Annotated in this window: 7 protein-coding genes and 3 pseudogenes; 7 read left to right on the forward strand and 3 right to left on the reverse strand. The window is 63.9% G+C overall.

Annotation, left to right across the window (positions count from 1 at the left end):
• Positions 1–13: 13 nt before the first annotated feature.
• The 7 genes and pseudogenes from NKH70_RS04300 (at position 14) to NKH70_RS04330 (ending at position 10,499) form a co-directional block, all read left to right on the forward strand.
• A complete protein-coding gene (locus NKH70_RS04300) occupies positions 14–1,294 on the forward strand; it encodes an amylo-alpha-1,6-glucosidase (protein WP_352717851.1) in 1,281 nt (426 codons plus the stop codon).
• Positions 1,295–1,486: 192 nt separating this feature from the next.
• Positions 1,487–2,887: an SWIM zinc finger family protein gene (locus NKH70_RS04305; protein WP_352717850.1), complete on the forward strand. Its 1,401-nt coding sequence runs from the start codon at positions 1,487–1,489 to the stop codon at positions 2,885–2,887.
• Complete coding sequence (locus tag NKH70_RS04310; protein ID WP_352717848.1) at positions 2,884–4,317, forward strand: DUF5691 domain-containing protein; 1,434 nt, start codon at positions 2,884–2,886, stop codon at positions 4,315–4,317. The genes NKH70_RS04305 and NKH70_RS04310 overlap by 4 nt, the downstream gene beginning before the upstream one ends.
• Before the next feature lie 20 nt (positions 4,318–4,337).
• Positions 4,338–5,417 (forward strand): annotated as a pseudogene (locus NKH70_RS04315) (ATP-binding protein).
• Between the two features lie 4 nt (positions 5,418–5,421).
• A pseudogene (locus NKH70_RS04320) lies at positions 5,422–7,679 on the forward strand (DUF5682 family protein).
• Entirely contained in the window at positions 7,672–8,916 is a 1,245-nt protein-coding gene (locus NKH70_RS04325) for a VWA domain-containing protein (RefSeq protein ID WP_352717847.1), read from the forward strand. The pseudogene NKH70_RS04320 and the gene NKH70_RS04325 overlap by 8 nt, the downstream one beginning before the upstream one ends.
• 183 nt (positions 8,917–9,099) lie before the next feature.
• Positions 9,100–10,499: pseudogene (locus tag NKH70_RS04330) on the forward strand (FAD-binding oxidoreductase).
• A gap of 35 nt (positions 10,500–10,534) precedes the next feature.
• Here NKH70_RS04330 and NKH70_RS04335 read toward each other — a convergent pair.
• The 3 genes from NKH70_RS04335 to NKH70_RS04345 form a co-directional block, all read right to left on the reverse strand.
• Entirely contained in the window at positions 10,535–11,464 is a 930-nt protein-coding gene (locus NKH70_RS04335; protein WP_352717845.1) for a pseudouridine-5'-phosphate glycosidase, read from the reverse strand.
• Between the two features lie 12 nt (positions 11,465–11,476).
• The gene (locus tag NKH70_RS04340) at positions 11,477–12,586 is read right to left on the reverse strand and encodes a carbohydrate kinase (RefSeq protein WP_352717844.1); all 1,110 of its coding nucleotides are present in this window, start codon (positions 12,584–12,586) and stop codon (positions 11,477–11,479) included.
• 243 nt (positions 12,587–12,829) lie between these two features.
• Positions 12,830–13,678: a MurR/RpiR family transcriptional regulator gene (locus NKH70_RS04345; protein ID WP_352717842.1), complete on the reverse strand. Its 849-nt coding sequence runs from the start codon at positions 13,676–13,678 to the stop codon at positions 12,830–12,832.
• Positions 13,679–13,728 lie beyond the last annotated feature (50 nt).

Genomic DNA, 13,728 nt, shown 5'->3' on the forward strand with positions numbered 1-13,728 from the left:
TACGAACGCCCCGATGATATCTCTTGCTGTCGACGAAACCATCGCCCGCGCCGTCGAGGTGCTCAGGGAAAACGACCAAGGCACCTACACCATACCGACCAAGGGCCTCTACCCGTTCCAATGGAACTGGGATTCCTGCCTGACCGCGCTCGGTCTTGCCCACTACGATGAGGCTCGGGCCTGGACCGAGATCGACACGCTGTTCGCCCACCAGTGGCCGGACGGCATGGTACCGCACATCGTCTTCCATGTCTGGAGCGATGGCTATTTCCCCGGGCCGGAGGTCTGGCGAACGGACCGCCCGACCGCCACGTCGGGCATCACCCAGCCGGCGGTCGCCGGCTTTGCCGTGCGCCGTCTGTTCGACCGGGCCAAGGACAAGACCCTGGCGGCCGAGCGCGCCCGTGCGCTGTTGCCGAAAATCGATGCCTGGCACCGCTGGTTCTACGAACATCGCGACCCGAATGGCGAAGGGCTGGTCGCCATAATCCACCCATGGGAGTCCGGCCGCGACAACTCGATCGACTGGGACGAGGCGTTGGAGCGCGTGCCGACCGAAGGCGTCGAGCCCTACACCCGCCGCGACATCCTGCACGCCGATCCGGCGCATCGTCCAACCGAGGCACAGTATGACCGCTATATCTGGCTGCTGCAGCATTTCCGCGGGCTTGGTTGGGACAACGCCCGGCTGCACGACGCCTCGCCATTCCAGGTCGTCGATCCCGGCTTCAACGCCATCCTGATCCGTTCCGCCGCCGATCTTGCCGATCTCGCCGAGGCACTTGGCGAAACCGAAATCGCCAAGGCCAACCGCGCCCGTGCCGAAAAGGGGCTTTCAGCAATAGAACGGCTGTGGAGCGACGCGCATGGCCAGTACATTTGTTTCGACCGAGTGGCCGGAAAGCACGTTGACAGCGCATCGGTCGGCGGCATTCTGCCGGTGTTTTCGGCCATTCCGGAAAGCCGGGCAGCGGCCATCGCTGCAACGATCGAGCGCATCGCTGGCAAAGCGCGTTACATCGTCCCCTCGCATGAGCTCGATGATCCCCGCTTCGATGCCAAGCGCTATTGGCGCGGCCCGGTCTGGCTGGTGGTCAACTACATGATCGCCGACGGCCTTGCTGCCGCCGGCCACAGCCAAATCGCACAACGGATCACGCAATCCAGTCTCGAGCTGATCGCCGAGAGCGGTTTTGCCGAATATTACGATCCCCTTAGCGGCGAGCCGCTCGGCGGCAGCCGCTTCACCTGGACCGCGGCAATGGTGATCGAGTTCCTGAAGGGCAGAGCCTGAACGCTTCCGCCTAGGCCGCCGGCTATCAAAGCCCGTTCTGTCTGCCGAATAACAGTCGACACCATTTGCGTCTGAGGCATGTCCTGGCCCGTCAAAACAGGGCCAAGGCATGCCGATCTTCACCATGCCAGAGCTATAATAATTCTTCACAAACCGCTATCTATACTGCGTCGGGGCGGGGAGAAACGCGGCTTGGAATTCGATCTGAAAACCATTGAGGCGCTTGCTCCCGATCAGGCGTCGCTGAGCGCCGCCTCCAAGCTCACCAAACGAACGAACTGGCCGCGGCTCGAAAAGCATGAGCAGCAGGCGCTCATCTGGGGCGAATGCCAGGGCTCCGGCTCCAATCCTTATCGAGTGGTGGTCGACACGGGCGATCACGGCTACAAATGCACCTGTCCCTCGCGCAAATTCCCATGCAAGCACACGCTGGCCCTGATGTGGATTGCTGCCACCGCGCCAGCCAGTTTTGCCGCTGCCAATACCACGCCGGAATGGGTGAATGACTGGCTTGGCCGACGCAGGAAGACAACGCCACAGCCGGCGCAACCGGTACCCGGCGCGGAAGCCAAGCGCATCGGCGAAGCCGCACAAGCAGACGAGAGCACCGCCGTTGAAGATATCGCGGCGCTGGAGCGTCGCGAGGCGGCGCAGCGCAAGCGGGCGGAAAGCACACGAGAAGCAGTGTCGGCTGGGCTCGATGAGCTTGACCAGTGGATTGCCGACCAGTTACGGCTCGGTCTGTCCGGGTTTGTCGACGCCAGCAGCGACCGTTGCCGGCGGATTGCTGCGCGGCTGGTCGATATGAAGGCAGCCGCGCTCGCCGGCCGTATCGACGAGATTCCGTCGCGGCTGATGGGGCTGCGCAGCGAGGAACGGTCTGATGCGGCAATCCGCGAGCTCGGCAAGCTCGTGCTGCTGGCAAAGGCGTGGCGGGCGGCGCCCGACGACCCCGAGCTGAAGCGCCTCGTATCGACGTCTGAACCCCGCGAACAGGTTCTCAGCAGTCCGGATGCAAGACAGGTTGAAAGCCTCTGGGAAGTTCTCGGCGAGAAGATCGAGAGCCGCCGCGATGGTCTGGTCAGCCATTCGACCTGGCTGCTCGATTTGAAGAGCGCCACCCCGCAATTTGCCGTGCTGCTCGACTTTTTCCCGGCTTCGGCCGGGCGCCGGTCCAACGCTTTTGCACCAGGCGACCGTTTCAATGCCCGACTGGTGTTTTATCCATCACGCATGCCGCTCCGCGCCCTGGTGGCGGAGCGCATGGGGGAAGTTGCGCCCGGCGCGTGGCCCGATTTTGCTTTTGGCACCGCGAAGGATCCGCTCGCCACGCATGCTTCCCATCAGGACGCCGCGCCCTGGATCGCCGATTGTCCCCTCATGCTGCCGCCCGGCGCTATCCTGCTCGACGATCGGGGCATGGCATGGTGGCAGGCGGAGGATGAACCGCAGGAGATCGCCTTGCCGATCGCCGGCGCGGTAGATCAAACCTTGCTCGGCCTCGACCTTGCGGCCACGGCAGCGCTCTGGAACGGCGCCCGGCTTGAGCTTCTGGCGGCGCAAAGCGAGTTTGGGAGGCTTGATCTGGCGTGAACGAAAGCGAGCAAACAGGCCTGGCGGCAATGCGCGATTGCTGGATCACCGGCGGTGCTACGTTCGATCTGGCTCCGGCCGGATGGAAGGCAATCGCCGGCAGTGCAAGTCCCGACGAACAGGAGCGCCGGCTCCTGGCAATCGCAGCACAAGCGCTCGACGTCGCGCTGCGGCCGGCCGCGCCGACGACACTCAATCGTCGTCCGCCGCTGCCCAGACTTGTCCTGCCCATTCTGCCGGCACGATTTCGCCCGTTGTTGAGAGCCGCTCTGAAGCACGCCGCCGACGCGAGGCGAAAGACACGCGTGGCGGCGCTCGTCGCCAGCCGCGGCTTTGTGCTCCATCCCATGGACTGGATGCCCTCGGATCAGACCTGTCCTGACGTCTACGCACCATGGGTAGACTGGCAAGCAAGCGTGGACGGGGAAAGACATGCCCCACGAGAGAAACTGACGGCGGAAAACTGGGATGAGTTCTATCCCGCCGCGCGACGCTTGGCCCTTGCCGATATGCGCCGTACCGACCCGACATCGGCTCGAATGTTGATCGAAGCCAAGGCGTCGGGCGAACCGGCGGAAGTCAGGCTTGCGCTGGTCGAGCTTATGCGCTTCGGCCTGAGTGCCGAGGACGCGCCTTTCCTGAAAAGCCTTTCCGTCGACAGGTCCGGCAAGGTGCGCGAACTGGCTGGCCGGCTGCTGGCAAGATTAGGAGAGCACGTTCGCCCGAGCGACGGTGGACCGGACGATCCCGTAGCCGAGCTCGCCGCCCTTATCACTGAAGGCAGATCGGGCTTCATCCGCCGCCGGACGATCTACACTCCGGCAAAACTAAAATCCCAAGCGCAGGAGCAACGCCGCGCCGAACTGTTCGAGATATGCAACCTCGTCGACCTTACCGAACGGTTCAACACTACGGAAGCCGAATTCATAGGAGGCTGGCAATTCGGCGCCGACAATAAAGCCGACATCCTGATCGCACGAATGGTCGCCGCCTCAGGGAGCGAAGCCGCCCTTACGCAGATGGCGGATACGCTTATCGCCGAAGGCGGCAAACCGGCACTGTTCGTGCTTCACCTCATTCCCCGCCTGGACAGCCGCAGAAAGCGTGTCCTCATCAGGCTGATCCTCAAGGAGACGACTTATCTTGGCATGATCAACCTGGCGGAAGGCATCGATGCCGACTGGTTGGAATGGGACGACCTGACGAATGGACAGGCGCTCGCCGCACTGCGTTCCGCCGCCGGCGGAAAAGACGACGCCGCGCGGCGGGGTCTCGACGATGTACTGGAGACGATCGGCTTCCTTGCCACCGCGACCACGGCAGCGAAATTGATCGACGACATGGCCGCGGCGGGCGTGCCGCCCGCGGCTCCTTCACTCGGGCTTCTACGTCTCAACACATCACTGGCGGGGCCTGGAACCAACACATGACCAATCCGGAGAACAGCAAAATGAACGCAGCCATCCGCCTCCCGGTCGAGCAGGCCTACGCTTCGGAATTGCAGGCGCTGGCGCGCGATGACGATCGGCAGAGGCCTGCCGGCTGGAGCCTGTCGCCACAGGCTGTGCTGACCTATCTGCCAGGCGGGAAGGCCGGTGACGGCACCTTGGTAACGCCAAAATATGTCGGTCGCCGCCGGTTGATGGAAACCGCGGTAGCGACGCTCGCCACCGACCGAGCACTCTTGCTGCTCGGCGTTCCCGGAACCGCCAAGTCCTGGGTGTCGGAACATCTTGCCGCCGCCATCATGGGCGACTCGACGCTGATCGTGCAGTGCACGGCCGGCACCGACGAGAACCAGATCCGCTATGGCTGGAACTATGCGCAGCTACTGGCAAAGGGCCCGAGCCAGGAAGCGTTGGTGCCGACGCCGCTCTACCGAGCCATGTAGAACGCCAAGCTCTGCCGGCTGGAGGAACTGACCCGCATGGGCTCGGACGTGCAGGACACGCTGATCACCGTGCTTTCCGAAAAGATGATGCCGATCCCGGAATTGAACACCTCGATCTACGCCCAGCGCGGCTTCAACATTATCGCCACGGCAAACAACCGCGACAAAGGTGTCAACGAGCTCTCCTCGGCGCTCAAGCGTCGCTTCAATGTCGTGGTGCTGCCATTGCCGGAAGACATGGCCGAAGAGGTGGCGATCGTCTCCAAACGGGTCGACGAGATGGCTGGCGGACTCGACCTGCCGGTGCCGAAAAACGTCGGCGAGGAGATCGCCCGTGTGCTGACCATCTTCCGCGAATTGCGCTCCGGCGCGACTGCCGACGGCAAGGTGACGCTGAAGACGCCTTCCGGCTCGCTGTCGACCGCAGAAGCGATCGCCACGATGGTTGGCGGGCTCAGCCAGGCGGCGTGGTTCGACAGTGGCAAGCTCGGCGCCGAAGGTCTCGCCGCCAGCCTTGTCGGCGCGATCGTGAAGGATCCGGTGCAGGACAAGGTGGTGCTGGAGGAATATCTGGAAACGGTGCTCAAGAAGCGGCCCGACTATGCCGGCTATTACGCGGCGCTGAACGCAGCGATCTGACGCCATGGGCCACGGCGACATTGCCTATTTCGGGATACGCCATCACGGGCCGGGTTCCGCCGACAGCCTGGTGCAGGCACTGCAGGATTTGAACCCGGTCGCCGTGCTGATCGAGGGGCCGATCGACGCCTCTGAGCTTCTGCCCATGCTGGCCCGCCCCGAAATGCAGCCGCCGGTGGCGCTCCTTTGCTATCCGGAGGAGGATCCGGCTTCGACAAGCTTCTGGCCTTTCGCCGAGTTCTCGCCCGAATACCAGGCGGTGCTTTGGGCTGTGGGCAATAAGGCGACGTTGCAGTTTATCGACCTGCCGTCATCGGCACGGTTCACCACTGCTGCGATCGGTGGCGCGGAGGACGCCGATGCGACCGAAGCTATCCAAGCCCCCGAGAATGGTGACGCGGCTCCGCTACCGCGTGATCCGATAGCCATGCTGGCGCACGCCGCCGGTTATGAGGATGGAGAAAGCTGGTGGTCGGACATCATTGAACAGAACCCGGAACCCGGCCCCATATTTGCCGCCATCGCCGATGCGATGACGACACTGCGGGATGGCGAGGGTCCGATCGCGCAGCTCGAAGCAAAACGCGAGGCGCATATGCGGCTCGAAATCGCCGCGGCGCGCAAGGAGTTCGACGGGCCGATCGCCGTCGTCTGCGGGGCATGGCATGTGCCGGCGCTGCAGACCACCCACACTCAAAAAAACGATCAGGTCTTGATCAAGGGAATTGCGCGGCGCAAGACCACAATGACATGGGCACCGTGGACGGGACCGCGCCTGGCGCTGGGATACGGCTATGGCGCGGGCGTCGTCGCACCGGGCTGGTGTAAGCATCTCTGGCGCACGCGCGGCCGGCGCGATGTGGCGACCCTGTGGCTTGCGACGATCGCCGCCGTGCTGCGGGCGAAGGGTCACCTGATCTCGACCGCCTCGCTGATCGAAGCGGAGCGGCTCGCCCGGACGCTTGCCGCCATTCGCGAGCGGCCGAAACCCGGGTTTGAGGAATTGCGCGACGCCGCGATTGCGGCCCTCTTCAACGGCGAAGCGTTGCTGTGGAGGCTGGTTGAGGCCGAGCTGCTTCTGGGTTCGGACGTCGGGGAAATTCCGCCCGACACACCGCTGGCGCCGCTGATCGAGGATCTCCAGCGTAACCAGAGGGCGGCGCGCCTGAAGCCTGAGGCGCTGAACGGGAACTGTCGGTCGACCTGCGAAGCGAAAGCGGGCTGTTCCGCTCGACATTGCTGCATCGGCTGAACGTGCTCGGTGTGCATTGGGGCAGACTGACCGATGCCGGTCGCAGCCGTGGCACCTTCCGCGAGCGGTGGACCCTAGCGTGGGAACCGGAATATGCCGTTCGTCTGGTCGAGAACCTGATTTACGGTCCGATCATCGAAAAGGCTGCCAACGGTCGCCTGATCCAGATGATCAATGCTGCGGCGACGCTCGATACGCTTGCGGGACTGGTCCAGAGCGCCATCACGGCAAACTTGTCGGAAGCATCTACTGCCGGCCTCACGGCGTTGGAGGCACGCGCGGCGCGCAGCAGTGAATGCCTGGAGATCCTGGCGTCGGTGCCGCCGCTCGCCGAAATCATCCGCTACGGCGAGGCCCGCAAAACGCAGACGGACCGGCTGTCCGGCCTCATGGAGCGGCTGATCGTCGAAGGTGCGATCGCGCTTCCCTATGCTGCGCGCGATCTGGACGAGCAGGCCGCCGCGACACTGGTTGGTGCGATGCGCAAGGCCAATGAGGCGATCAGGCTGGTCGAACCCGGCCAAGACGTACTGGATGGGTGGCGCAACGGGCTGGCGGTCGTGCTGGAGGCGTCACGGTCGACGGCGCTGCTGGCCGGGTGCGCCGCACACCTGCTGTATGAAGCCGGTCGCCTGTCCGCCGAAGCCGCTGCCGGGCTGCTCGGGCGACGCCTGTCACCGGGGACGCCTGTCACTGAAGCGGCCGGGTTCTTCGAAGGCTTCTTCAGCACAGCCGGTCAACGGCTGATTTATGACGAGGGTCTGCGCAGTGCGGTCGATGGGTGGCTCAGATCCCTGGACGAAGATGCTTTCATCGCGCACCTGCCGTTGCTGCGCCGCGTCTTTTCCAATCTGGACAGCATGGAACGCCGCCGGCTGATCGAAGCGGTCCTCGGCCGCGCCGCGCGCTTGCCGGCTGGCCTGACGCCGACGCCGGATGGCGGCGAGGCATGGCGCCGGCACCTGGGGCTGCTTGGATCATTGCTCAACGGAGAAACCGGCAATGGATGACGAGGCCGAAATGAACGAACCCGGCCCGCTCACTGCTGATGGCGGAAGGGAGCGCCGCTGGCGACTGGCGATCGGCGCCGATGACGAAACGTCTGGGGCACTTTCCAGCGACGACAAACGGCTTTCGGCGGCACTCGACGCTCTCTACGGCGACGGCGTTAGCGCCGCTTCTGCCGACCCGCGCAAGCGGCGTGGCGGCCTTGGCCGGTCGGCGCCGCGCGTCGCGCAATGGATGGGCGACATCCGCTCCTTCTTTCCGGCGCAGGTCGTCCAGATCGTCCAGAAGGACGCCTTCGAACGGCTGGACCTGAAGCAGATGCTGATGGAACCGGAATTCCTCAAGGCGATCGAGGCGGACGTCAATCTCGTCGCCGACCTGATTTCGCTGCGCTCGGTCATGCCGGCCAAGACCAAGGACATTGCCCGGACGATCATTGCCGATATCGTCGCCAAGCTGATGCAGAAGCTGGAGCAGAAGACCGCCGAGGCGATACGCGGCGCGCTCGATCGATCGAGACGAACCAACCGCCCGCGTGCACGCGATATCGACTGGCAGCGCACTATTTCGGCGAACCTTCGCCACTATCAACCCGAGCACAAGACCATCGTGCCGGAGAAACTGGTCGGCTTCATGCGCAAGCAGCGCCGGCTTGTCGATCTGGATGAGGTCGTTCTCTGCGTCGACCAGTCCGGCTCGATGGCAAGCTCGGTGGTCTACGCCTCGATCTTCGCGGCGGTGATGGCCTCGCTGCCGGTTGTGCGCACGAAGCTTGTCTGCTTCGATACGGCGATCGTCGACCTGACCGAAGAGCTCAGCGATCCCGTCGAGGTGCTGTTCGGCGTGCAACTTGGCGGCGGCACCGACATCAATCAGGCGGTCGCCTATTGCGCCGACCGTATCGAACGGCCCACCAAGTCGCATCTGGTGCTGATCACCGACCTCTATGAAGGCGGTGATGGCCAGGAACTGCTGAGGCGACTGGCAGCGCTGGTTCGATCCGGCGTAAATGTCGTCGTGCTTCTGGCGCTGACTGATCAGGGCCGGCCCGGCTACGATCCCACAATGGCAGGCTCGGTAGCAGCCGTTGGTATTCCCGTCTTCGCCTGCACGCCGGATCTGTTTCCGGACATGATGGCTGCGGCCTTGCGCCGTGCGGATATCGGAGTATGGGCGGCGACCGCCGATATCAAGCTGGTCCGCGCCGAGGCGGAGGCGTCACCAACTGCCATAGTTTGACAAAACGCGGTCCCCGCCTATGGTCGACCTGTTACAGGAGCGGCGCATGGCGACAGCAACTGACTGTATTTTTGGCGGGTTTTCCGCACTTTTTCTTTCCAGCGAAATTCGCGTCAAGCCGCTCCTGCAATCCTCGCCGGTCTTCGCGTGCGTCGCATCGCTATCTGCGCGCCAATAGCATCCGTGAGCGCCCTCTCCTCGCGAACCGCCGAGCTTCTCTCGCGACTTGAGGGTCGGCTGGACCGGTCGGCGATCGTCTCGGCCGATGAGGCCGGGCCGCGTTACAGGGAAGACCCCGACGGCAAGACCGGTGCGCGGCCGGAGGTCGTGCTGCGACCGCGCACGCCGGCGAGGTGTCGGACATACTGCGCCTCTGCAATGAGGCGGGGCAGAGGCTTGTGATCCAGGGTGGCCGGACCGGGCTCGCCGGCGGCGCTCGCATCCAACCCGGCGAAGCTGTGCTGTCGCTGGAGCGCATGACTTCCGTTGAAGCTCTCGACCGCGAGGCGGCGACCATCATCGCCGAGGCCGGCGCGCCGCTGCAAACGGTGCAGGACGCCGCCGATGAGGCCGGCTTGCTGTTCGGCGTCGACATCGGAGCGCGCGGCACGGCCACGGTCGGCGGCAATGTCGCCACCAATGCCGGCGGCATGCGCGTGCTGCGCTACGGTATGTACCGGGCCCAGGTGTTTGGCCTGGAAGCGGTGCTTGCCGACGGCAGTATCCTGACCTCGCTCAAGGGTTTGGCGAAGGACAACTCCGGCTACGACCTCAGCCAATTGTTCATCGGCAGCGAGGGCACGCTCGGCGTGGTCACGCGCGCATGCCTGCGGCTGCATCCGAAGCCAGCCACCGAGATCAACGCCTTCTGCGCGCTTGCTTCGCTGGACGCAGCGATCACGTTGCTGGCGCTGCTCAGGCGGAAGCTCGGGCCCTTGCTGTCGGCCTATGAGGTGAATTTCGCACCGCTCTATGGCGCCATGATCGCCGGAATGGAGGCGCCGGCGCCGCTGCCCGCCGGCTCGCCCGTCTATGTGCTTGCCGAGATACAGGGCAGCGAGCCCGATCGCGACGGCGAACGTTTTGCCGCGGTGCTGATGCAGGCGGTTGAAGATGGCGTGATCGACGATGTGGTCGTCTCGCAATCGCCGCGCGAATTCCGGGCGCTCTGGGCGGTGCGAGAAGAGGCCAACCGTTTCCTGTTTTCGATGGCGGGCCTGATTGGCGTCGATGTCAGCATCCCGCTGGCGAAAATGGGGACTTTCCTGCGCGAAACAGAAGCCGCCATCAAGGCCATCGACTGGGGCGCCGACATCTACGTCTTCGGCCATCTCGGCGACGGCAATCTGCATTATCAGGTCCGCACCGTGGATCCGGCGGCCGCATACAGCGTCGTCTACCGCGGTGTCGCCGGCGCTGGCGGTGGCGTTTCGGCCGAACATGGCATCGGCCTCGACAAGAAGGAATGGCTGCATCTGGTGCGCAGCGATGCAGAGATCGCGGCTATGCGCCGCTTGAAAGCAGCCTTCGACCCGAACAACATCCTCAATGCCGGGCGCATCTTCGACCTCGCGCCGGGCTGAAATCGAAGGCCGGTAGCGCTGGCGGGGTGCTGCCTCTATCTGGTCGCGCTCTTCAATTCCGCATGCGCCACCGCGATGCGGGCGGCGAGCGCGGCGTTGTTGCGGACCAGCGCGATGTTGGCCCTCAGGCTGCGGCCTTGCGAAAGCTCGTTGATGCGGGCGAGCAGAAACGGCGTTAGTTCCTTGCGCCCGATGCCGCGCTTCTCTGCCTCAGCCACGGCCGCTGCGATTGTGCCGTCGATGAACGCCGGATCGAGCGCGTCCGCTTCGGGGATTGGGTTGGCGACGAGAATGCCGGTGCCGGATTCCATCTCATCATGCAGCAGCATCGCTCGCGCGATCTCGTCGGGCGTGTCGAGGCGATGATCGGCCTTGAGCCCGCTGGAGCGGGTGTAGAAGGCCGGAAAATCGTCGCTCCGGTATGCGATAACCGGTACGCGCTGGGTCTCCAGGTATTCCAGCGTCTTCGCAATATCGAGGATCGACTTAACTCCGGCGCAGACGACGGTCGTGCCGGTCTGGCCGAGTTCGGTCAGGTCTGCGGAGATATCGAAAGTGGCTTCGGCGCCGCGATGCACGCCGCCGACACCGCCGGTCGCAAAAATGCCGATGCCGGCTAAAGCGGCGATCCGCATCGTCGCCGAGACGGTGGTTCCGGCCGAGCCACCACGCACCATTATGGCGGCGAGATCGCGCCCGGAAGCCTTGACCACGCCCTTTGCCGCTGCCAGCTCTTCCAGTTCACGGTCATCGAGGCCAACCTTAATCTTGCCGGCGACTACCGCGATCGTGGCGGGCACGGCGCCGTTTTCACGCACCACCGTCTCGACACCACGGGCAGTTTCCAGATTGGCCGGATAGGGCATGCCATGGGTGATGATAGTCGATTCCAGTGCCACCACCGCGCGGCCTTCATCAAGCGCGGCAGCGACTTCGTCGTTCAAGTGGACAAGGGAAGGTTTCATATCATCTCGCTTTCAGGCAGGAATGCGGTACATGCCGGCGGCAAGGAAGCGCGGCGACAGATCAGGATGGACGCTGGATTCGCTCTCGGTAGTCAGCGTGGCAAGCAGCGCGCCGGTGCGCACGGCATGAGCGAGCGGCTCACCCGAAAGCACCTTGTACAGAGTGCCGGCGATCATCGCGTCACCGGCGCCGGTGATGTCGACGGGCTGGGCCGGGACGGAGTGCATGGTCGTCACACCGCTCTCGGTCGCAACGGCAAATCCATGCGCGCCTACGGTCACGATCACCTCGCCAGCGCCGGCCGCGCGCAGCGCTGCCGCTGCCTCCTCCGGCGTCAGCCGCTTGTCGGCATCCGTCATGCCGAGCATCGTACTGGCCTCGTCATGGTTGGTGAACAGAAGGTCGATGCCGGTCAGGTCCTTCGGCAGCCGCGCTGATTTCGGCGACGAGACCGTGTCGACGGCGAGCTTGAAGCGCGCGCCCTGCTTGCGCGAGATCAGTGCTGCGAGGGTCGCAGCCGGCAGATTGCAGTCGATGAACACCCATGTCGCTGAAGCCAGATGCGGCCAGAAGCGGTCGAGATAGGACGACGAAAACAGATCGAAGATCTCCATGTCGGCAATGCCGAGCACGAGATCATTGTTGCGGTTGAGGATGGCCGCATATTCGGCCGTCGGCCGTTCCGTGGTGGTGATGACCTGACTGACATCGGCGCCAAGATCGCGCAGGTGCCGCACCAGCGAGCGGCCGGTTTCATCGTCGCCGACGATCGAGACGAAGCTTATGTCGACGCCGAGGCGTGCAAGGTTTTCGGCGACGTTGCGGGCAACCCCGCCGAAGCTGCGATAGCCGTCGACCGGGTTCGACGTCTCGAAAATCAGATCCTTCTTGGCGTGGTATTTGCGGTCGAGCACCGCGCCGCCGACGCAGACCATGCGCTTGGACGTCGGCAAGACGTAACCACGGCCGAGAATGTAGCCCTTGTTGACGAGTTGCACGATGTGGGCCGCGACCGTCGAGCGGGCGATGCCGAGCACCGTTGCTATGTCCTGCTGACCGGCGAATGGGTTCGCCGCAATGAGGTCGAGAACCGCTTGTTCCTGTGCTCCAAGGTCGTCCATTGTTTTATCCGGCCGTCAAATTCAAGGCTTTCAATATTCAGACAACAGATGCTGTTGTCAACATTTGTTTGTTCCGCCGCATTGGCCACCGGCGCCCGCCAGCGGACTCCGTGGCCGCCTGACGAGGAGAGCGGTTGCGACGCATTGAAGAAAGGTACTTCACCAAAGAGGGCGAAACTTGCTCTTGGCGGCGTGCAGGACCAGGGGAGGACTGAGTGCCTTTACGCGAAACTGCGAAGGCCGCTAAGCCTTCAGCACCGAGACGGCCAGTTCGCTGTTGTGGACGTATTCGTTGGCGTCAGGCTGCTTCTGCACGAGCAGGATGAACAGCAGGTCGGTTAGCGTCAGTTGTGCATCACGCGCGGTTATCGATGAGGAGCGCGCGCGCTCTTCATCGGCGATCGTGTGGAGGCGAATGTCGGCAACCCGGCTCAGCGGATTGTCGCGAAGTCCGGTGACGGCGATAACGGTGGTGCGACGTTTGCGGGCAAGTTCAGCTATCCGCAGGGTTTCGATGCTCGCCCCGGAATAGGAGAGCGCGAACAGCACGTCACCTCGTCCAAGCGTCGAGACATTGGCCATTTGCACATGGCTGTCGCTGTCGTGCAGCACGTTGCGGCCGAGCTTCATCAGCTTGTAGGAAAAATCGCGCGCCACTAGCGAGGATGCGCCGACGCCGGCCAAATGAATGCGGCGCGCACCGTTCAACGCTTCCAGGGCCTTGCCGATTTCCTGCTCGGTGTTGGCCGCGACGGTCTGTTGCATCGACAAAAGCTTGCTGCCGATCAGCTTGCGCAGGATGACCAGATAGCTGTCGCCGACCTCGATCGAACCGTGGATCATGCCGGCCGGCACGTGCCATTCCTGCGACTTGGCCTCGCTGACGGCGAGCTTAAGCTCCTGATAGCTGGCATAGCCGAGCTTCTGGCTGAACTTGACGACGCTCGACTGGCTGCGGCCGATCTCGGCGGCAAGCCCCGCCGTCGATAGGCGGAGCATCTGGTCGGGATTATCGACGATATACCGCCCGATCTCGCGGTCGCCGGGCGCCATGACTTCGAGCTTGGCCTCGATCTTCTTCAGGACGGACATGCGTTCCCCAGTTGCCTGTCATCGACAATGCAAAGCCAAGGAATAAATTA

Origin of the sequence: Mesorhizobium sp. M0991, from assembly GCF_040318915.1 — a bacterium.
In the GTDB taxonomy this organism is placed as follows: domain Bacteria; phylum Pseudomonadota; class Alphaproteobacteria; order Rhizobiales; family Rhizobiaceae; genus Mesorhizobium.